This window comes from Paenibacillus sp. FSL M7-0420, from assembly GCF_038002345.1.
Lineage (GTDB): Bacteria > Bacillota > Bacilli > Paenibacillales > Paenibacillaceae > Paenibacillus_AQ.
Genome location: NZ_JBBOCJ010000001.1, coordinates 7,520,115 through 7,541,793, shown reverse-complemented (window position 1 = coordinate 7,541,793; position 21,679 = coordinate 7,520,115). Strand labels below are relative to the sequence as shown.

Genomic DNA, 21,679 nt, shown 5'->3' with positions numbered 1-21,679 from the left:
ACCCGAATTTCAATAACCGTATGATTCCTCATTCCATGAACCATCAGGTTCTATTATAGCACAAGAAGGAATGCGCATACATTTTACAGTCGGCCAAGAAGGGGGAGATACTTTTGACAAGAACGTACGTTCGGTATATAATGCTCACATATGAGGGGGATTGAGACCGTGGATGTAATGGAGAAACTAGAGATTCTGACCGCTTCCGCCAAATATGATGTGGCGTGCACTTCAAGCGGTTCCGACCGCAAGGGCCAGGCCGGGGCGCTCGGCAACACCTCTCCGATGGGCATCTGTCACAGCTTCGCGGCGGACGGGCGCTGTATCTCGCTGCTGAAGGTGCTTATGACCAACGGTTGTGTATATGATTGTGCCTATTGCATCAACCGCAAATCTAACCCCATTCGCCGGGCGGCCTTCACCCCCGAAGAGATCGCAGATATCACCATGCAATTCTACCGCCGTAATTATATAGAAGGACTATTTCTTAGCTCAGGCATTATGCGCAATCCGGACTACACCACAGAGCAGTTAATTGCCGCACTTGAGCTGCTGCGCAATGTCTATCATTTCAACGGATATATTCATGTAAAAGCCATCCCCGGAGCAGACGAAGCCCTGCTGTCCAGACTTGGGCTGCTCGCCGACCGCATGAGCGTCAACATCGAGCTGCCCTCGCAGGAGAGCCTCGGACGGCTCGCACCTGATAAGAGCAAGGTATCCATCCTGAAGCCGATGGGGCTGATTACCAGCCGGATCAAGGAGAACCGCTCCGATATCGTCAAGTATAACCATGCTCCCCGCTTCGCTCCGGCTGGACAGAGCACCCAGATGATCGTGGGAGCAACGCCAGATACCGATTACCAGATTCTGAATCTGACGGAAGGCTTATACCGCAAATACTCACTTAAGCGCGTATTCTTCTCGGCCTACACCCCGGTGGTAGAGGATTCCCTCCTGCCCGCTCTAGACACCAAGCCGCCGCTGCTGCGGGAACACCGGCTCTATCAAGCCGATTGGCTGCTGCGCTTCTACGGCTTCAAGGCGAATGAATTATTGGATGAGGCCGTGCCGAACTTCAACCCGCTGCTGGACCCCAAGTGCAGCTGGGCCGTTAACCACCGGGAGCAGTTCCCCGTTGAGATCAACCGCGCCCCGTACGAAATGCTGCTGCGTGTACCCGGCATCGGCGTAAGAAGTGCACAGCGGATCGTGAAGGCCAGACGGGCCGGATCGCTCGATTTCCACGCGCTGAAGAAGCTGGGAGTGGTCCTCAAGCGTGCCCAGTTCTTCATCACCTGCAAGGACAAACCGCTGGAAGGGCTGAAGGTAAGCGAGCATACGCTGCTCCGCTCCCTCATGTCCGGGCAGCAGCTGGCTCTCCAGCAGCCGCAGGTGGAACAGCTCACGCTGTTCGATGACTTCAACCTCTCCACCTTGCCCGCCGCCGGGGACTGGAACAGCTTCAACAAGGGGGCGAAGGCCTGATGTTCAAGCCGTCCGCACTGGCGTACACCTATGACGGAAGCTTCGAGGGTCTGCTGTGCTGTGTATTTGAGAGCTATGCCTGGAAGGAGATTCCGCTGGCAATTCATGCTGAAGGCGGAGAAATAGGCCTGCTGCTGGAAGCGAAATGGATTGAGACCGACAAGGAGAAGGCCGCGCGGGTACTGAAGTCCCTGCCGCTGCGGATCAGCCGCGAAGCCGAGGAGCTGGTGCGTCTGGGCTTCTGGAGCTGCGCCCCCGATAAGGAAATGCTGCTGCTGAACTTCCTGTATCTCGGCTTCCAGCATGGCCGCAAGGTGATGAATATGCTGGCTGATGATACTGTTAACAGTCTGATGAAGGCCGTTCAGCAGCTCCGGCATGAAGCGCATCTGTATACAGGCTTCGTCCGCTTCTCTGTATACGGCCCGGTCATGGCCGCAGTCATTGAACCGCAGGGCTATGTGCTGCCTGTAATCCGGGAACACTTCTGCGACCGGTTCCAGGGGGAGAGCTTCATGATCTACGACCAGACGCACGGGGCGGCGCTGATTCATGAGCCCGGACGGGAGGCCATCGTTCCCTTAAGCGGGTGGACTCCACCCGAGCCCGATGAGACCGAGGAAGCGTACCGCCGCTTATGGACCGGCTTCTATCACGCCATCGGCATCAAGGAGCGCCGCAATGACCGGCTGCGTTCCTCTAAGATGCCGAAGCGCTATTGGAAGCACATGTTGGAGATGAATGGGAGTAATGGTGTCCCTGTACTCACCGCGGCGCAGCGGAAGAAGGTATTGCAGCCGGAGACCTCATCGATCCCGGACAACCCGGAGACCATAATCCAGCTCCAATCATCGGACACAAAAAGCGCCCCGCAGCCATCAACATGACTAACCGGGGCGCTCCTTAATTGAAGCCTACTATATTATTAATGAAATAACACTATCGTCCTAACCTTAGTTCAAAGCCTTCCATACCCAGTTCTCAACCTCTGGGAGGTCGATGCCCTCTTCACGGATGTACGCGTGGTGCTTCTGCACCATAGCATCCATCTCGTCAGCGATAGCCTGGTATTTGCTTGCTTCCGGCAGACTCAGCACCGCTTCCTTCGTGAGGTCGAAGCGGTCCATCTGGTTGAGTACACGCATATCGAACGGTGTCGTGATGTCGCCATTCTCGCGGTAGCCGTGCACATGCAGGTTATGGTTGTGGCGGTCGAAGAACAGGTCTTTGATCAGGCCTTCATAGCCGTGGAAGGCGAAGATGACCGGTTTGTCTTTTGTGAAAAATTGATCAAACTCCTCGTCAGACAAGCCGCGCGGATCAAGCTTCTGACTTCTCAGCTTCAGCAGGTCGACCACGTTGATGTAGCGGATCTTCAGCTCAGGCAGCTTCTCATGCAGGATCGAGATCGCAGCCAAGGCTTCCATAGTTGGTTCTGTACCGGAAGAAGCAATTACGAGATCCGGCTCGCCGCCTTTGTCGGTGCTGGCCCAGTCAATGATTTTGAGTCCTTTAGTTACCAGCTCCTGAGCTTCATCGGCCGAGAACCACTGTGGACGCGGATGCTTGGAGGATACGATCAGGTTGATCTTCTGACGGTCATTCAGGATCGTGTCGAATACAGCCAGCAGGCTGTTCGCATCGGACGGCAGATACTCACGGATGAATTCAGGCTTCTTGTCAGCCAGATGGCCGAGCAGACCCGGATCTTGGTGGGTATAACCGTTATGGTCTTGCTGGAACACGGTCGATGTAGCGATGACGTTCAGGGATGGAATATCTTCTCTCCAGGTCTGATCTGTCGCCTTGCGCAGCCACTTGAAGTGCTGGGTGATCATCGAATCGACCACGCGCAGGAACGCTTCATAGCTGGCGAAGAATCCGTGGCGGCCGGTCAGTACGTACCCTTCCAGAATCCCCTCTGCCTGATGCTCTGATAACTGGGAGTCAATGACACGGCCATACGGAGCGAGGAATTCATCCTGCGGTTCCTGAATAGCGTCCATCCATTGGCGCTTGGTCACTTCGAATACAGGTCCCAGACGGTTGGACATGGTCTCATCCGGTCCAAAGATCCGGAAGTTGCGGTTCTCTTCGTTGAGCGTAACAACCTCTTTCAGGTATTTCCCCAGCACGGCCATATCCTGCGCAATCACTTGACCCGGAACAGAATTATCTAAGGTGTAGTTGCGGAAATTCGGCTTGTGCAGGTCTTTGATCAGTTTACCGGCATTCGTTACCGGGTTCATCCCCATACGTCTGTCGCCGGTTGGCAGAATTTCCGCCAGATCCGCGTTCAGACGGCCGTTAGCATCGAACAATTCTTCAGGTCTGTAGCTGTTCAGCCATTCCAGCAGCGCCGGAGCATGCTTCATGTTTTTCTGATCCACAGGAATCGGTACCTGGTGTGCACGGAAAGAGCCTTCGTTCGGCACGCCATCCCACGATTTCGGACCGGTCCAGCCTTTAGGGGAGCGGAAGACCAGCATCGGCCATACCGGACGGGCAGTATCGTTATTTTCACGGGCATTCTTCTGAATGGCGGCAATTCTCTCTACGATCGTATCCAGCACCTTCGCCATTTCCGGGTGCATCAGATCAGGGTTCTCACCTTCCACGAAGAATGCTTCCCAGCCGTTTCCGGCAAAATAGGCGGTTAATTCTTCTCTGCTCATCCGGGAGAGGATGGTCGGGTTACTGATCTTGAAGCCGTTCAAGTGCAGAATCGGTAATACCGCACCGTCTGTAATCGGGTTGATGAACCGGTTGGACAGCCAGGAAGCGGCCAGCGGACCGGTCTCTGCTTCGCCGTCACCTACCACTACTGCGGAGATCAGCTCAGGGTTATCCAGAATTGAGCCCACGCTGTGCGACAGGGAGTAACCCAGCTCGCCGCCTTCATGAATCGATCCGGGTGTTTCAGGAGCCGCATGGGAGGCAACACCGCCAGGGAAGGAGAACTGCTTGAACAGCTTTTTCAGACCAGGGATGTCTTGGGTGATCTGCGGATAGATTTCGGTGTAGCTTCCGTCCAGATAAGAGTTCGACACCATCACCTGGCCGCCATGGCCCGGGCCTTCAATATAGAACATGTTGAGATCATATTTAGTGATTACACGGTTCAGGTGCGCATAGATAAAGTTCTGCCCAGGGATGGTCCCCCAGTGTCCGATCGGCTTCACTTTGACATCTGCATCCTTCAGCGGTTCTCTTAACAACGGGTTATCCTTCAAATAAAGCTGGCCTACGGAAATGTAGTTCGTTGCACGCCAGTAAGCATCAAGCTTTGCCAGATACGTTTTCGAGGAATAATCCACCTGTTCGATTGTTAATCCCATGTCTTCCACTCCCTAATCTTTTTCTTTGTAAATTGAATGTATCACTTCTACAGTTACATCATACATCGGCATTTCAGAAATTCAATCTTTTTAGAAATTAATACGGTCCAATATTGTGAAATTTTGAACATAGTATGAAATCCTCTGCAAACTACGCACAAAAAGATGTTTATTTTTATAATTATGGATTAATTTGTTATATAAAAAACACCAAAAAAAGACCGGGACTCCTCCCGGCCTGCTATACCTAAATTATGCTATTTACACCGTCCATCCTCAATGCACAGATACGAACGTGTTAAACTTCAGATACTCATAATGGAAGCGCATATGCGAGAATTCGAACGGCGTGCCGTTATCCAGGAAGAAGATCCCCTCCATAATTCCTACGGGTTCATTCTCCTTCAGATGGAGCAGCTCCTGGTCATTCGGCATTGAAGGCTCGGCAAAAATAGACAAAAAGGATTTGGTCACCGCCAGATTGCGCGATTCCTCCAGATAATGAAAAATCGACCCCTCGATAATCGTCTGGTCGAGATTTTGCACAATTTTAATCGGAATATATCCCGTCTCAATCATGAACGGCGCACCTTCGAACAGGCGCAGACGCACGATTTTATACACGAAATCATGAGGCATCAGGAACAAATCCCGCTGAAGCTCCTCCGTGGGCCGGATGACCTCGAAGCTCAGCACCTTGATCTCCGGCTTCTTGCCGTGCATCTGGAAGTTATCCGACACCCCCAGATTAGAGCCCTCGTAATTGAAGATCGAATCGTTCTTGATGTATAACGGATTGATGAAGGTGCCGGAGCCGCGTTTCTTGAAAATAATGCCCGAGCTCTCCATCTTCATCAGCGCACGCTTAATGGTACTGCGGCTAACCTGATACGCCTCGCTGAGACTGCGCTCATCCGGCAGCTTCATATCGGCGTACTGCCCGGCAAAGATCTTCGTTTTGAGGTCAGCAATAATCTGCTTGTAGACAAATTGGGTCATGGGGGGCTCCTTCGTCGGGTCTTTGCAGAACAAGTTCATTCAAGATTAAATATATCATAATTTAGATAGGGCAAAAAGGATGAATCCACGGATTCACCCTTTCTGACGCTTGTTGTCCCAATCCCTATACCATTTGACAATCTCCCGGCTCGGTTTCTCCGCAACCTCTGCTTCCATGACCGTTTCCAGCAATACATACTGTCTTTGCACCAGAAAATGAAAGCCCATTCTATCCGATATTTGCATGTACAATAATTGCGCTTGCTCCTCTAACGGATAGCGGGTGCAGACCTGTTCAATATGCTTGAAGGCCTGTTCATATTCTGCATTCCCCATATACCAGCGGACCAGATTCAGCTTCAGCCGAATCCACTGCAGCTGGAATCTCTGCCGTTCAAGCTCCGCCCACACATAATCGTACCCCTCCAGATATTCGCTCTTGAACAGCTTCAGGATTCGTTCGTATTCGGGCAGGGTGTCATTCGAGAGCTCTAACCCCGCTTGGATAAAGCGGTCAAACTCATCAACGTCCAGGCAGATGCCATTCAGCTTAAGCAGATAGCCGTCCGCCGTATTTTGCAGGAGAATCCGTTCTCTGCTGAAGGGCTCCAGCATCTTGCGGATATGATACACAGCTGTATATAACTGCGGATAGGCCCTATTCGGATCAAAATCAGCCCACAGCAATTCAATCAGGGTGGCTTTACTGACCACTTTGCCGCGATGATGCAGCAGGTAAAAGAAGATTTCCTGCGCCTTCGCCGTTCTCCATTGCAGCGACGGAAGCTCCTGGCTCCCTTCGTAGATCCGGAAGGCATCGAGCATCAGCATTCTCCAGCTTGTCTGCGCTGACGCTGCCCGGGCTACCAGGCCAGGCTTCTGCTGAGCATTCAATCTCCGAACTGTAAGCTTCAGACGGTCCGTATGAATCGGCTTAAGCAAATAATCCAGGGCATTCAGCTCAAAAGCCTTGATCGCATACTTATCATATGCCGTTACGAATACAACCTGCAGATCGGGTCTCTGTTCAAGCAGCCTTTCCGCCAGCTCAATCCCGCTCAGCTCCGGTAAATGAATATCGAGAAACACAATATCGGTCTCGGTCTCCTCTACCTTTTGCTGCCCTTGCAGCGGATCGGTATATTTGCCGATAATCTCGAAACACCCAAGCGCATGCAATTGGCGTTCCAAAGCCTTTAGTGCCAATTCTTCATCGTCAATCAGGATTGCTTTCATTCGGATCTCCTTCGCAACTGGAAATCGGTACGGTTTTATAACCATTATACTTCAAATTTAATGATTTAGGGGCTGGAGGAGAAATGATCTCTCCTCCAACCCCTATCCATTTATTCTGTAACCCGTTGTTCCTTCTGTTCACTGTCGATCCGGTACTGATGGTCGATGATAGCCTCCTGGATATCCAGGTAGGCCCAATGATTCTTGGAGACATCCGGGAATTTCACCGCATCTGCTCCATGGAGCGGGCCGCGGTCAAACATCTGATTAACAATGACTACTGCTTCCGCACGGGTCAGATAAGCATTCGGCTTGAAGCTGCCGTCCGGGTAGCCCTTGAGCAGGCCTGCCGACACGTTGGCTTCAATTACAGCCTGGGCCCAATGTCCAGTTGTATCGCTGAAGCTCGATTTTCCGTCTGCCGGTACCGCAAGCTTCAGGTAGTTGGCAGCAGCAGCGGCCATCTCTGCTCTCGTAATCGGCGCATCCCCCCGGAATTTCCCGGCCGGATCACCCTTCATCACGCCCTGTGCATTTACGAAGGCAATGGCTGCTGCCGCATAATGGCGGACAGCTACATCCGGGAAGGGAGGAGTGCCTACAGCCGCACTAGCATCATAGCCCAGATTCCGGGCAATCATAAGTGCCATCTGCGAGCGCGTTACCCGATCGTCCGGCTTGAATTGACCATCCGGGAAGCCAACGATATAGGATACATGCGTAGCAGGCGACTGATTATTGAAGTTGATAATCGTAAAGGTACTGAATTTGCTTACCGAGAATTCCAGTCCAAGCAGTCCCTCTTTATAGGTAACCGCTTTGCCTTTGACAACCTCTTTCGTGCCGTCAGTGTGTTCAATGAAAATACCGAGCTGTGCGAGGAAGGCATTACGCGCCGCTTCGTTCGCAGGCAGCTTCACATCTTTGAGCGGCAGAATCAGAGTTACCGCCCGGCTAGACAGGTTCGTCTCGATGGTCATCGGTCTTGCGACCACTTCGATTTTGTTGTCCTTCGCCACTTCACGGACCACAGCCTCAAGTGTGGCTCTCTTCTCAATCTCATTGCGCTCTGCTGCATTCCTTACCGGTACTAGCCGGAAATAGAAATCCTGCCCGATTCCTTCCAGAGAAGCGTTCGGGATACGGATGATCGCATTCTCTGTGTAAATTTCAAGCACAATGCCATTCTCTTTCAGCAATTTGGCAGTCTCTGCCGGAATCTGGACATTCACTTCGCTGACATTGTCTGCCGGATCCGGAATGACCACACGGGCGATGCTTTGTCCCGTCTCTTTTGCTTTCTTCACTGCCTCTTCGGCCTTATCCTTGGTGAAGCGGACCAGATCCGTTATCGTTCCGTTGCTGTGAGTCGTCCGCTGGACCGGCACTTTCGTGATGCCAGCCGCATTGGCTCCGCCGATAGCCACATCTACCTGAATCACTTCGGTCTTGGATGTTTCAGGAGCTGCTGGAGCCGGAGCGGAACCTCCGCCTCCGCCTGAAGATACAGGCTCTTGTCTGGTAATGATCATTGTATACGTATTCGTTCCGCCTGCGGAATCCTTGACGGTAACCAGAACTTCATTCTTGCCTACTTTTAGAGGGAGCGCTTTGCTCCATTGACCGTTCGTAACCTCTACCGGAGCTTCACCGGCAATGCTGAGTGTTACCACCGCACCCGGATCAAGTGTAACCGGCTTGAATGACATTTCATATACACTGTTCGCTACGGATACATCATAGCTTGCAGTTTCAGGCTTGAATTCTGGCTGCAGTGTGCCGCTCGAAGGATCAAGCGATACGAGCTTCCCGCTTGCGCGGATAACCTGAATCTGGTATTGCCCCAGCTTAACGCCTGGACGCTTCGCATCCACAATGTCCACCTGGATGATGTTCAGCCCTTCCTGAAGCGGCAGCTTGCTCCAATCTCCGTCAGGGACCTCTACACCGTTCAAGCTAACCTTGCGCAGCGTATCGTTGTCTCCTGCCGGAGCAAGATTCAGCGCAATAGTCCCCGTCTCATTAGGCACGGTCGCCTGATAGCCGCTTGGTACATCCGGCTGGAAGGCTGGACTCAGCGATACCGGCTTATCCCCTGCCGTTAATCCCAGACCGTTCTCCGGCAGCTTGCCGCCGTCTGCGATATATTTGCTATCCCCGCCTAGGTCAATGCCCGGCTGCAATCCTGTAAGCAGGTTATTCTTGTTGCCGTTCTCCGTTACATTGCCAAGCTCCGGATCGTAGCTGAGCATGCCGCCGTTATGATCTGCGGGAATTGAAACGATAAGCTCATTGCCGTTAATCTCAAAAGGTGCCTGAAGCGGCACGCCGCCGTAAGTGAATCCGGCCAGATCAGTCAGATCGTTGATCGGCTTGTTGAACACCAGCTTAAGCTTGCCCGCTTCGGGATAGGCGGCAATCAGCTGAAGCGGAATTACATTGTTATCCTTCGTGATGCCTGACTGGTCGCCGGCCTGGATCGGTTTCAATTCGTTCAGGACGTTGCCCTCAGCCGTAACATTACCGGCAGCAGGATCGTACCCTACGACCAATGCATCATTTGGACCAAGCGCTTCCTCCAGAACGACTTCTACTTTATCGCCCTGTACGGACTTCACAGCAATAACCTTCCGTCCATCAATGGTCAGTCCGGTGAGGTCAGCATCAGTCAATGCAGAGCCTACAGGCTGGTTGAACGTCAATACCGCGTGATCCGGCTGGCCTTCGTTTACCGCCACATGGGTCAATTCCAGCTGCGGTACCGTGAACGGCACCAGCTTCGTTTCTGTTCTTACTTCATCGCCAAATGTCTTGGTCGAAGTCACCGCCACATGGTAGGAGCCTGGTGCCAGCGGACCCGGCAGCTTGGTGTCCCACTTATAGACATCATCGGTTACCGTAATCCCTACCTCAAGATCGAACAGATGCGCATTCGGGTGGACATCCACTTTATACACAGCAGCCGTAACCACCGAGTCCAGTGCAGCTTGTCCGGTTACCGGGAGCGGGAAGTCTGCTCCATATACCTCTGTTCCCTTAGCAGGCGTTTCAATTTCCAAGGAATCACCAAACGGTCCGTTCGCAATGAGTGTAAAGTCGGACACTGGCTCCTTCCCAGGTGTCTGAGCCTGGATTGCCGACTCTGCGGCATCATATTCGATTCTAACCACAGGATCATTAACCAGCGGGCTGGCCAGGGTCAGAATAATGACACTAGGATCTTGGTCAGATACTACAGCATGCGTAACATCGACCAATCTTCCGTCCAGTGTCACTCTGAAGTCATCCGTAGTATCCGTATCGCCTTCATTGAACTTGATAGGCTTGTCGAACTTAATGGATACCTGATTGTTGCTGCCCTCGGTATAGCTTGCGTTGTCAGCTACTGGCGGCTGCTTAACCAGTCCGGCAATCGCATCCTCCAGACCCTTACGGGCGGCCTCAACCTCTTCAGGAGACGCATGCTCATCTTCAAGGACAGCGTTGGCAGCATCTGTTGCTGTCTTGAGAACTGCAAGTGATGCCTTCGTATAGATTGGCGGATTCACGCCGAGATACTCTTCTGCCGCATCGTTATCCTGTTTCAGCGGAGTTTTATCCACCAGTGTAATGGTGGTACTTATGCTGGTGGTGGCATCGCCTTCCATACCGCCGTATTCAACGAGGTAGGCATTCACGATGTTATCAATCGGATAATCGTTCCATTTTCCACTTGCAAAAATATGCACTACGTGCTCGTAGGAGGAGTCATTGGGCTCCCCTGCATCCCAGTTATTGTGCATGATATGGCCAGTTCCCAGCCCATAAGTAAGATCCGTCACCGTGGCGGAATCATTTCTTCCACCATTAGCATTGTAACCCTTATAGAATGGAAGTCCGGATTTGCCTTCATACTGCAGCTTTCCTTCGGGTCCGGTTACCCAGCGCCAATCGCCATAACCATTATATTCGTTGTTCTGCAAGGCGAACACACGTGTATTGGCCCTTCCGTTCGTCTCGGAACGAGCTACATCTTTCCCGCCAACCCAACCAATTCCTCTAGCCTTCTCCGCAATAAAAGCGTTCTCATCCGGGTCGGTAATCGTCGCTAGATACCCTTGGCGTCCATAATAGGTCCGCTCTTCAGCCTTCGCTAAGGCATCCGGCCACTTGATGTTTGCACCATTTGTCACATATTCATAGAAATGGCCATTCTTATTAAAAGCGAGAACAGGCCCCAGACCGAAGGTCAGACTGCGTTCACCCGGCGAGGTCATCGTAAACTGGGCATTCTCCAATACCTGCTGGTAGACTTCAACCGGCGCATTGCCTGTTAAGATGTAGGCTCCGTTACCTCCGCTGGTGGCAACTGTAATTCCAGTGCCGGATGTGGCGAACGTAATCTTGTCACCTGACTTATATCCATTGATTACAACCGTAGCCCCCGTCATCATCTCATCAGGATCTGCGGTAATGGAGAGCTCCGGGAAGGTTAGGTTAACAGCTCCGCTATCGGGCTTGGTGAAGCTCCGGTACTTCTCCGAAGTGAAAATTTGTTCCGAACCATCATTATCCGCTACAGCCGCATGGGCCACGGGTCCGGCCAGCGCAAAGTTGGCAGCAACCAGCGCAATCGACAACGAGGCTGCCAGAGCGCGGGAACCTCTTTTATTCCATTTCTTCGATGTTGTCATCTTTTTTTGTTCTCCTCATCTAAAGGGACTTTTATTGGATCAGCCGACACTTCCTATTGTTCATAGACCGCTTGCCTATTACCTGTAAAATCCTCCCTTCCTTTGCAGGCGTTCACCAAATCGTGCGATACGGATACCGACAGGTTGTGTATAATAATCTCTTAGTTTCTAATACTATCCGACAGTCCTCTACATTAACTCTACAAATCCCCTTTTTTGTGACAAAGATCATTGCGTAATTACGAATTTCCTCCCAACCTTGTGTTGCGGTTCATTTGAAAAGTTAAAAAAAGACACCCTAAGGATGCCCTGGTTGATCCTGCGGATCGCTTATTTCCGTTAATTCACCGGGATATACATCTTCTGAACCTCCTGCACCCCGGGCTTAAACCCGAGATTATAGTACACAGATTCCGCATCATTTCCCTCCATTACATACAATCTCAGCAGCGGATAAGTCCCCTTCAGCATCGTCAGCGCTCTTTGCAGCATCCGTGTAGCCAGTCTTCTCCCACGATAGGCGGGGTTAACGCCGATGCTATAGACTGCCGCCACATGATCCTGCAGACACAGCCGGCAATTGGCAATGAGCTGTCCCGTGGCCTTATCAAATACCAGTGTGGAGGCCTGTGTTAATTCTTCATTAGAGTAACTAGGGTCAGTAGGCAGGAAATCTTTCACAGCAGTTTGCTTCCGCCGGGTCGCATCTAAGCCCCCTCTAAAGCTCTCAAAATCACAGCGGGCAATCTCTTCTGCAAGGATGAACCGTTTGCCTCCCTCCTCAGTTACTTCCACTTCAGGACTCTCAATCCGCAGATTGTCCTCCCAGCTGATGTGGAACTCTTCTGTAGGCCGCTGCATCCAGCGGCATCTGAATTCATCCGGCCAGAAGCCTGCCCGCGCGTATAGCTGAACCTGATCCGGCAGAACCTCATAGGTCCGTATCGGTTCCTTCCGGTCAGACCACTGAATCAACAACTTTTTAAGCTGCTTCAATATTCCGAATGAATCGTTAAACGGAGGGATTACAAAGAGATGGTAGATCACATTCGGTGACATCCGGACTCCGCCGATTCTACTCTCCCCCTTGTATATCCAAAAGGCATTCCTGCGCGGGTTCGTATAACCTTCTTCTCTAAAAAAGCCGTTATACTGCATGTTATAATAGACGGAGCAATATACTCCCCACTCCTCGGGCTCTGCTCTGCGGATAGACCATTCACCATTTAAATCGTAGGATATCGTATCTTCAGACCATTGCTTTACACTCATCCTGCACTCCTCCTTATACCTCCAGCCATTCGGCTGCACTCACATAGACCTTCCTTTTGATCTTAACAAGGCCATGTGCCCATTCAAATATAGGAAACTGCTATAAAAAGGCTCTACTGTTTGTTGTTTTCTCAAATATAGGGTATATTGTCAGACCGCAACTGTCTTATAATGGAATTGGGCGGGATTCTTCGGTCATTTATGAACGCGCGTTCATAGCCCTGCCTGTCATCTATCATGAGGAGGAATGGTTATGCAATACGGTCATTTTGACGACAAGAACAAAGAGTACCTGATTACGAAGCCGAATACGCCTGCTCCTTGGGCCAACTATCTCGGTTCGCCGGAATACGGTGCGATTATCTCTGGTAACGCCGGGGGCTACAGCTTCGTGAAATCCGGGGCCAACGGACGGCATATCCGCTATCACTTCAACTCCAAGGACGAGCCTGGGCGCTACATTTATGTCAAAGACCTGGAGAATGGGGATTATTGGTCCGGCTCCTGGCAGCCGGTAGGCAAGGATCTGGAGCAATACAAGTCCGTCTGCCATCATGGAACCGGATACACGAACATCGTCTCAGATTATGACAACATTCATACCGAGTCCTTATACTACGTACCGCTGAACAAGACCTATGAAGTATGGCGCATGAAGATCCGCAATGACGGCACTGCGGCTCGCAAGCTGGCCCTCTTCGGCTTCGCCGAATTCACCAATGACAACAACTATGAGCAAGATACTGTGAACCTGCAATACACGCTGTTTATTTCCCGGACCTACTTCAAGCACGATAAAATTCTTCAAGTCATCAATGAAAACATCGCGGGAGAGCAAACCTGGAGATTCTTCGGCGCGGCCGGAGCAGAGGTGGCCGGTTATGACGGGGACCGCGATACGTTCCTTGGAGATTACCGCAGCTACGGGAATCCGCTCTCCGTGGAGAACGGTCAATGCTCCAATTCGCTGAACTATAATACCAATGCCTGCGGTGCCTTGCAGCTCAATGTGGAGCTGCAGCCGGGGGAAGAGAAGGAAGTCGCCTTCCTGCTGGGACAATATGATGAAGAGGGAGCCTCCGGCATTCTTAGCCACTACCAGGATTTGTCCGTGGTAGACCGGGAGCTTGAAGAGCTGAAGACCTTCTGGCACAGCAAGCTTAACCGCTTCCAGGTGCAGACGCCAAGCAGCAATCTGAACCATATGATCAACACGTGGAATGCTTACCAGTGCTTCATTACCTTCATCTGGTCGCGTGCTGCCTCCTTCCAGTACTCCGGATTGCGCAACGGGCTCGGCTACCGGGATACGGTGCAGGACATCCAGGGCATTATCCATCTGGACCATGAGATGGCTCTTGAACGCCTGCGGCTGATGATCTCTGCCCAGGTATCCAACGGCGGCGGGCTGCCGTTGGTGAAATTCGACCATAATCCGGGTCATGAAGGAACACCGGACGACCCTGAATATGTGCGGGAGACCGGACATCCCCACTACCGGGCCGATGACGCTCTGTGGCTATTCCCGACGGTAATCAAGTATCTGAATGAGAGCGGGAACTGGGACTTCACCGATGAGGTCATTCCTTATTCGGATCAAGGCGAAGCTACGGTATATGAGCACCTGCGGCAGGCACTTCAATTCAGTCTCGACCGGATGGGTGCCCACGGCATGCCGATTGGACTTCATGCCGACTGGAACGATTGCCTGCGGCTTGGCGCCAAGGGTGAATCACTGTTCGTGGCCTTCCAGCTGTACATGGGCTTCAAGGTATTCATGGACATCGCGGAGAACAAGAACAAGCCGGAGGATGCTGCGTGGGCACAAGGCCTGCTGGAGGAGCTGGACGGTAATATCCAGAAGTATGCCTGGGAGAAGGATCAGTTCGTCCGCGGCTTCACCGAGGACAACTATACCATCGGCTCCTGGGAGAACGACGAGGGCCGAATCTGGCTGAACCCGCAGAGCTGGTCGGTGCTAAGCGGTGCGGCCCGCCCGGAACAGGCCAAGCTCGCCATGGACAAGGTCTATGACAATCTGCGGACCGATTACGGCACGATGCTGTTCTACCCCCCATTCCGCAAATACGGCTTGCCGGTAGCACTGATGGCGCTGTTCAACGCTTCGACCAAGGAGAACGGCGGCATCTTCAGCCAGCCGCAGGGCTGGCTTATCCTGGCGGAGACGGTGATCGGCAACGGTGAACGCGCGTTCGAGTATTTCCTGAACTGCAGTCCGGCCACCATGAATGAGAATGCGGAGGTCCGCAAGCTGGAGCCTTACGTCCACGGCCAATTCGTGGAGTCCAAGGACAGCCCGTATCAGGGCCGGGCCCATGTCCACTGGCTGACAGGCACAGCCTCCACTGTTATGGTCTCACTGGCAGAGGGCATTATGGGCGTTCAGCCGCAGAAGGACGGCCTCCGTCTGGACCCGTGTGTCCCTTCGGACTGGACCGACTTCTCCATGGTGCGCGAATTCCGCGGGAAGAAGCTGAACATCCAGGTAGAGAACAAGCACGGCGTCCAGAAGGGCGTCTCCCGCATCGTCATCAATGGCGAAGAAATCCAGGGCAACCTCATTCCTGTGTCCCGGATGGCGGCAGAGAACGAAGTGCTGGTTGTGATGGGTTAACTCCAAGCCGGTCCAAGGAACGGCATAGTGTATATACGAAGAAGGAGAGCAGCCCCGGCGGGTGCTCTCCTTCTTTTGGCATCACGCATCATGTTACTTCAAAATCTTATTCAGCTCTTCTGCCGACTTCCTGCTGTTCGCTCTGGCATAGAAGTAGAACGCAACCGTATGCAGGATCACGGATAACAGCAGCATTCCAGGCCACCAGGCACTGATGGAATCGAACATCTCGACAGAGAACAACCACACCATGCCCATTCCGCCTGCAATACTGAGAATCGATCCAATAAGAATATTCCACAGCGGCTTCAGCGTGAAGTGATTCCACAGCACATTGTACATGACGCCGAATAGCACAGCAGCGATGGCGGCGATGCCCGCCAGACGCCACAGATACAGCATCTCCACTGGCTGATCCCTGAAGAACACCGTTAACAGCAGCGTGACCCAGAGTGACGTAAGGGTAAATACCTGAAAGAATGCTTGCTTGAGCTGATTAGCCATGATAACTCCTCCTGAAATGATTGATATAGTAGCGGCTGACAGTATAAGAACTATCATTCGTCAGCAGGACTTCCACCCGCGCATTAGCGGTTGCCGAGAATTCTTTGATATAGCGGGTATTGATGATGGTCTGGTTGTTGATCTTGATGAACCCGGGTGTATCCAGCGCTTCCAGCGCGAACTTCAGCCTCGTATTCAGCAGGTACATCTCTCCGGTAATCAGGTGTACACTGCACATCCGGTCTTCCACTTCGATTACCGCAACCTTGCTTGTCTCCAGGGAGACCTGGCGGTTATTGCTGGCATTGATCACTATGATCCGCTTCTCTGCTGCTTGAAAGGTTGCCTCAAGATTCTTCCAATGCTCCTGCTCCGCCGGATGCGTAACGACCTTAGCCCATCCCCGGTTCATGCCGGTGTCTGCTTCAAATCTAATCTCCAACTGGCACTGCCTCCTCTCAACACCCATATTATTATCCTAAAAGCGTCTTGACCATCAATCTGCGTTTTCTTGCAGGAATCTGGCGTTTTGTTTCATTTTAGCTCCTTCTGCGGCTAAACAGGTACGCGAACAAGACTGCCGGGAGCTTCCCGGCAGCCTGCCTTGACATTTTATAACCTCGGATCGATCTCCTTCTCCTTCGTCACCTCGAACAACAGGTTCGCGGCAATCTGCTTATAGGCACTGTTGTCGGCCGAGATCTCCTCCAGCTTAATCTCCAGCATTTGCTTACCCAGCCGGTACTCGGCAAGGGATGTCCGCAGCTTGGGCACGATGTTCTTCTGCTTCATCAGCTTGGAATACTTGTGCGGGAATCTGTAGTCGTAGCCGTAAATAATGGACAGGTACCCCGGATTACGGACCTTCAGGTAAGGGACCACTCCCGGTTGCTCTTGCTCCGGCTTGATGACGATGCCTTCCATCTGCTGCTCTACGGTAATTGTGGCGAAGAACGCCTCTGCGCTGCGGTACGCTTCCGTGTCCTTCAGATCCAGCACCAGAATCTCATCATCATTCAGGAAACGGTACTGCTCCGAGGTTAATCCTTCAGGCAGCCGTTCCTCTCCGCTCTCCAGCACTTCCTTCAATATGGCAAACGGCTTATACGCAAGCTCCGCATCCCCCGCATACAGCTCCAGCTGCTGCTTATACACCCGGTACGCTTCGTCCCGCTGGTCAAGCCCCACATAGGCATCCCGGATGCTGCGGACATGCTTATACGTCTGGTACACATGAGCGCCGTAGCTGGTGTTAAGCGCCTCTTTGGTCAGATGATGCTGGTCCTGCTCGAACCCGCTGGCTTCATACTCCCGGATCAGCTCGCCGAGCGATTCCTCGAACCCGTGCTCTCTCAGGAACGCAAGCTCGTTCTCCAGTGCCCGCCCAATCGGCTGGAACTGGCGTTCAATCAGCCCTTCCCCCAGCGCCTTCCAGGGCAAAAGCTCCCCGTCCAGCAGCAGCACGCGGATGTCTTGCTCCTCCATATACGCCCCGAACCGGTCCAGCAGACCTTGATAGACCGGCGTCAGATCTACAGCCTTGACCTTATAACCGTTGCGGCTAACCGCATAGCAATGCTCTACGTCCCGGTACAGATACACTGTGCAACGCGAGCCCATATACTTGGGCTGAAGGACCACCTCATACACCCCGCGTCCGGCAAAATAATCCAGACCCTTGCGCAGTGACTCCAGCTCGCCTGCTACTTCATCCTTATCCGCAGGCGACATCGTCCCGGAGATGAAGTTGACCTTATTCTGCGAGGAATAGTGCAGTCTGCGCATGGACTCCGCATCCAGCTCCTCCACGGAGACTGTGCTCACTTCGCGGAACAGGATAGGCAAATCCTCCTGCAATAGCTGCTGCCGGGATTTATGGCTTTTGTAGAACGGCTTGAAGGTTATAAGGACAGAAGTCAGCCCGTTCCCATGCACCGCCCCCGTATCCAGATGTAATTTGTTCTTGATCCGGAACGTCTGCTTCGCGGCAATATGTCCGAACAGATGGAACGGATGATTCCCCTCCGCCTCCTCCTTCAGGAATTCCAGCTGCTGCTCATACGCAGACTCACGGTCCAGCCGGAAGTTGCGCTGATGGCGCTGCGAATTCGTATCCAGCTTCCCGATATACTTATTGCGGCAAGGGGCATGCGTTACATAGAAGGAAGGCCCCCGATTCCCGATATAGCGGTAAAAGGGCTTCGCACTCTCCACCAGCACGGAGAATTTGCGCAGCAGCTCCTCATCTTCCTGTAACACCTGAGTGGAATCGAAATAGGTTCTCAGCAGCTCCGGCTCAGTCCCCTTGATCTCCCCCCGCAGGTACTTATAGACGAAATTCTCATGGTTACCCATTACCAGCAGGAAATGCTCCTGATTGCTATACAAGAACTCGATAATCTCCCGGGTCTGCTTGCCCTTATCGATCCAGTCGCCCGCCAGGATGATCCGTGTATTCTTCAGCTTATCCGTAGCGCTTAGCTTCCCTTCTTCAATCCGGTAGCCGTAGCTGCGCAGCAGCCCTTGCAGCTCTTGAACACACTCGTGTACGTCCCCGACCACAATGTATTCCTGCTCCTGCGGAAGCACCGCAGCGGCATACGCCTCCCAGTCCTGAATGTGCACCCGGTAATCCGGGTTCGGCCGCTTTTCCCCCGAATCATCAGTACCTTCCAGACCTTCCAGCAGAAAATCCTTCGCCCGCACCTTATGAATGCTATGGTAGCCCTCGCGGGACAGCACTGGCAGCACTTCCCGGCGCAGCCGGTTCAGGTGACCCGAGATCAGCTTCTTCGAGCGCTCCGAGGCATAATAATCCTCCCGCTTACGGTAATCGAACAGAATGACCTCCAGATTATACTGGTTCTCCTGGGCAATCGCCCGCACCTTGCTGCGGTAATCCTCGGCGAGACCTATCGTATCCATAATGACAAACTCCGCATTAATCGGCCAGGAGGTGACCCGCTTCAGCCGCTCGAATAACAGCGCGAACGTATGCGAGCTGGCCTCCAGCATGACCTGGTCGTATTTATCGTAATCGTAGCCCAAGATCTCCTGACGGATCAGGTCTGAGGAGAGGTACTGCACATTCGTACGCAGACCTGTAGCGCTGTCCGCAGCCTTAAGCTGTGGAATCAGCACTTCTTTGGCAAAAGTAGACTTCCCGCACTCCGTCGCGCCCACCAGCATGAATATCGTGTGTACCTTCGTCTGAATGTCCATGGTCTAACCCTCCTGTCTGCGCACAATCGCGCTCTGCGAAGTACGAATGTCGCCCACCCGGTCACCCACGAGCGAGAATTCGGCTTCTACGCCCAGCCCTTGAAGTGTGGCGGTCAGCCACTCTTCGAACGCCGCCTGACTCTTTTCCCACTTGTGATCCTCGTGCCGGAAGCCTTCCAGCTCATAGTAAGGATTGAAATCCGCATTCGGCGTAGTCACAATCAGCTGCCCGAAATCCACATGGCGGATGATCTGCCGGATCAGCGCAGCCGCTTCCGTCTCACTCATATGCTCCACAACCTCAGTCAGTATGATATCCACCTGCTCTCCGTTGTACAGCTCCAGGAAATGCTCCAGCGAACGGAAGGTGACGATGTTATCGAGCTCCTTGGCCTTTGCCTTCCGGTTCACGACCTCCAGCAGCTCCTCGTTGATGTCCACCGCATAATAAGCGCCCTCGATCTTCCCGGCATACGGAATGGCGTAGAAGCCTTCCCCGCAGCCGATATCCAGAATGGGCTTATCGAACGGAAGCACACCTGAGATGAACGTTCGCCGCTGCATCGCCGTACTGCCATATTCCAGACCGATCGGATACAGCTCCGTTTGCTCGACCGCCACCTTGTACCGCTTGAACTGCTCCCGGGTCTTCAGGAGATTCCGGGCGAACAGGCTGCGGATATAGAAGGGGGCGTCCATCACGTTCAGACTGCGGATATATTTGTCCAGAATCCGGTCCGAAATATCGATATATTCATCCCCGAAGATCGATAAGAATAAGGACAGCACACTGACCACATGCAGGAGGTGGTATAAGCTTAGCTGCGTAGTAATGGTCAGGGAATAGCTCTTATGCGCCTGATGCTCCAGGGTGAACGTATAATCCTTCAGATGCTGCTCGAAGAACCGGATGTAATGCAGGCGCTCGACATGAATCATCTGGATGGTAAAAGAGTGCTCAAACCCCTCCGCATCCCGCTCATCCCGCGCCTTGAACGGGGTAGAGAAGAACTCATTCACCGCATTCAGCGGGAATAACGGGGTGTTATAGCGGGAGACATTGAGATACTCGAAGCTCTCGCCTTCGTTCTTTTTATAGGAGACCTCATTATCAGCATCCTTGAAATACACATTATAAGTGGCCTCATCCGAATACCAGCCGTAAGCGATACCCTGGCGGACCGGGCGAAGCTGCATGCCGCTCTGCGGATTCTTTTTAATTATGAAACTTAGCTGCGGGTTCGTTGATCTCAGTTGTACAATAGCCATGATTGTCTTCCTCCTGTCGGTCGTTCATTATCAGCAAAACCTAACTTAAAGCTTAGTCGTCACTTCGGTGAAGTTTTGGACTTCCGGCCGCTGTTATGGTTGGATTTCCTGATTTAGACCGCCAATGGCGGTAGAAATCCAACCATAAAGGCGGTCGCTATCGCTCCTACAGTTCCAAAATTCCCCTTCGATCCTTTTCACTTTTAGTTTAAAATTAAATTCAGCCCCCACACTTCCTGCAAGGCATCCCGGAACAGAGCGTCAAGCTCCCGGTCCCTATTATCCGTCTTGGCACTGAGGTATGCCGCCGCTGTCTTCTCCAGCCCTTGCAGTTGCTCCTCCAGATACTCGTTAATCGCACTTAGCCGCAGTTCCAGGTCCAGCTCCTCACCCGATTTCTTCCGGGCCAGCAGTTGCTGCACAACCTGCCACAGCTCACTGTCCCTTGGAATCAGCCGGTCTACCAGCACTTCGAATGCCATCGGCGGCATCTCCCCGTACCGGCGAATCCACTCACAGGCCAGCACCGGACGCAGCACGTAGAAGTATTTCTTGATCTTCACCTGCTCACCCTGGAGGTAATCCCGGTAGTTGCCCTTAGCCATATTCAGGTAATGGTACATACAGGATTGCGGCGAGAAAGTATACGGTGAGATCCCTCTAAGCTGCTCCGCTACACTGAATTTCTCAGCATACTGGATCGGCGATTGCAACCACTCCAGCAGCGGGGGTTGGATTTACGGAACAGCTTCAGCGCTTTGCGCAGATCCCAGCCGCTAATATCCAGCATATTATTAATCGGACGCTCTATGACATCCCGTGTATCCCAGATCGATAGGTACCACTCCGGCCGATGCACATAAATGAACCGCACATCGTAATCGCTGTCCTGCGAGGGGAAGCCCCACGCCCGGCTGCCCGATTCACAGGCATAGAGGATCGTCACTTGCTCCTCTTGTTCAATCTGCTTCAATTGCTCATGGATGAGCGTATTGATAGGGTTCATGCCATCCCTCCGTTCAAAGTCGGCTTCACTGGCCTTA

The 21,679-nt window shown here is 52.7% G+C and carries 12 protein-coding genes and 1 pseudogene; 3 read left to right on the top strand and 10 right to left on the bottom strand.

The annotated features are described in order from the left end of the window. Positions 1-177: 177 nt before the first annotated feature. Positions 178-1,488 (top strand): putative DNA modification/repair radical SAM protein, encoded by a 1,311-nt coding sequence (locus MKX51_RS32620; protein WP_340946779.1) that lies wholly within the window; start codon positions 178-180, stop codon positions 1,486-1,488. Beyond that, a complete protein-coding gene (locus MKX51_RS32615; protein WP_340995333.1) occupies positions 1,488-2,375 on the top strand; it encodes a TIGR03915 family putative DNA repair protein in 888 nt (295 codons plus the stop codon). Before MKX51_RS32620 ends, MKX51_RS32615 begins: the two co-directional genes overlap by 1 nt. Positions 2,376-2,441: 66 nt before the next feature. Here MKX51_RS32615 and MKX51_RS32610 read toward each other — a convergent pair whose 3' ends face one another. The 5 genes from MKX51_RS32610 to MKX51_RS32590 form a co-directional block, all read right to left on the bottom strand. Next, positions 2,442-4,826 carry a phosphoketolase family protein gene (locus MKX51_RS32610; protein WP_340995332.1) on the bottom strand — a complete coding sequence of 795 codons (2,385 nt, stop codon included), beginning with the start codon at positions 4,824-4,826 and terminating at the stop codon, positions 2,442-2,444. A gap of 276 nt (positions 4,827-5,102) precedes the next feature. Then, positions 5,103-5,825 carry a GntR family transcriptional regulator gene (locus MKX51_RS32605; RefSeq protein WP_340995331.1) on the bottom strand — a complete coding sequence of 241 codons (723 nt, stop codon included), beginning with the start codon at positions 5,823-5,825 and terminating at the stop codon, positions 5,103-5,105. Between the two features lie 93 nt (positions 5,826-5,918). Continuing rightward, the gene (locus MKX51_RS32600) at positions 5,919-7,061 is read right to left on the bottom strand and encodes a response regulator (RefSeq protein ID WP_340945498.1); all 1,143 of its coding nucleotides are present in this window, start codon (positions 7,059-7,061) and stop codon (positions 5,919-5,921) included. 110 nt (positions 7,062-7,171) lie between these two features. Further along, positions 7,172-11,734, bottom strand: a complete 4,563-nt coding sequence (locus tag MKX51_RS32595) for an S-layer homology domain-containing protein (protein WP_340995329.1) — start codon at positions 11,732-11,734, stop codon at positions 7,172-7,174. A 339-nt stretch (positions 11,735-12,073) separates the two neighbouring features. Further along, on the bottom strand, positions 12,074-13,006 hold the full coding sequence (locus MKX51_RS32590) for a GNAT family N-acetyltransferase (protein WP_340995328.1): 933 nt from the start codon (positions 13,004-13,006) through the stop codon (positions 12,074-12,076). A 253-nt stretch (positions 13,007-13,259) separates the two neighbouring features. Between MKX51_RS32590 and MKX51_RS32585 the strand changes: the two genes are divergently transcribed. After that, a complete protein-coding gene (locus MKX51_RS32585; RefSeq protein ID WP_340995327.1) occupies positions 13,260-15,641 on the top strand; it encodes a GH36-type glycosyl hydrolase domain-containing protein in 2,382 nt (793 codons plus the stop codon). Between the two features lie 93 nt (positions 15,642-15,734). Here the strand turns inward: MKX51_RS32585 and MKX51_RS32580 are convergent, their stop codons facing one another. The 5 genes and pseudogenes from MKX51_RS32580 to MKX51_RS32560 all read right to left on the bottom strand — a co-directional run bounded on the left by MKX51_RS32580 (position 15,735) and on the right by MKX51_RS32560 (position 21,642). Then, entirely contained in the window at positions 15,735-16,145 is a 411-nt protein-coding gene (locus MKX51_RS32580) for a hypothetical protein (protein WP_340945505.1), read from the bottom strand. Beyond that, entirely contained in the window at positions 16,138-16,587 is a 450-nt protein-coding gene (locus MKX51_RS32575; RefSeq protein ID WP_340995326.1) for a LytTR family DNA-binding domain-containing protein, read from the bottom strand. Before MKX51_RS32575 ends, MKX51_RS32580 begins: the two co-directional genes overlap by 8 nt. A 170-nt stretch (positions 16,588-16,757) precedes the next feature. Beyond that, complete coding sequence (locus MKX51_RS32570) at positions 16,758-19,367, bottom strand: metallophosphoesterase (RefSeq protein WP_340995324.1); 2,610 nt, start codon at positions 19,365-19,367, stop codon at positions 16,758-16,760. Positions 19,368-19,370: 3 nt separating this feature from the next. After that, positions 19,371-20,636, bottom strand: a complete 1,266-nt coding sequence (locus MKX51_RS32565) for a class I SAM-dependent methyltransferase (protein WP_340995323.1) — start codon at positions 20,634-20,636, stop codon at positions 19,371-19,373. Positions 20,637-20,839: 203 nt separating this feature from the next. Beyond that, positions 20,840-21,642 (bottom strand): annotated as a pseudogene (locus MKX51_RS32560) (nucleotidyltransferase domain-containing protein). Between the last annotated feature and the right edge of the window lie 37 nt (positions 21,643-21,679).

Excerpts from the sequence above, each read along its gene's own strand:
- MKX51_RS32620 (WP_340946779.1), top strand. The coding sequence starts at position 178 with ATGGAGAAACTAGAGATTCTGACCGCTTCCGCCAAATATGATGTGGCG.
- MKX51_RS32615 (WP_340995333.1), top strand. The coding sequence starts at position 1,488 with ATGTTCAAGCCGTCCGCACTGGCGTACACCTATGACGGAAGCTTCGAG.
- MKX51_RS32610 (WP_340995332.1), bottom strand. The coding sequence starts at position 4,826 with ATGGGATTAACAATCGAACAGGTGGATTATTCCTCGAAAACGTATCTG.
- MKX51_RS32605 (WP_340995331.1), bottom strand. The coding sequence starts at position 5,825 with ATGACCCAATTTGTCTACAAGCAGATTATTGCTGACCTCAAAACGAAG.
- MKX51_RS32600 (WP_340945498.1), bottom strand. The coding sequence starts at position 7,061 with ATGAAAGCAATCCTGATTGACGATGAAGAATTGGCACTAAAGGCTTTG.
- MKX51_RS32595 (WP_340995329.1), bottom strand. The coding sequence starts at position 11,734 with ATGACAACATCGAAGAAATGGAATAAAAGAGGTTCCCGCGCTCTGGCA.
- MKX51_RS32590 (WP_340995328.1), bottom strand. The coding sequence starts at position 13,006 with ATGAGTGTAAAGCAATGGTCTGAAGATACGATATCCTACGATTTAAAT.
- MKX51_RS32585 (WP_340995327.1), top strand. The coding sequence starts at position 13,260 with ATGCAATACGGTCATTTTGACGACAAGAACAAAGAGTACCTGATTACG.
- MKX51_RS32580 (WP_340945505.1), bottom strand. The coding sequence starts at position 16,145 with ATGGCTAATCAGCTCAAGCAAGCATTCTTTCAGGTATTTACCCTTACG.
- MKX51_RS32570 (WP_340995324.1), bottom strand. The coding sequence starts at position 19,367 with ATGGACATTCAGACGAAGGTACACACGATATTCATGCTGGTGGGCGCG.
- MKX51_RS32565 (WP_340995323.1), bottom strand. The coding sequence starts at position 20,636 with ATGGCTATTGTACAACTGAGATCAACGAACCCGCAGCTAAGTTTCATA.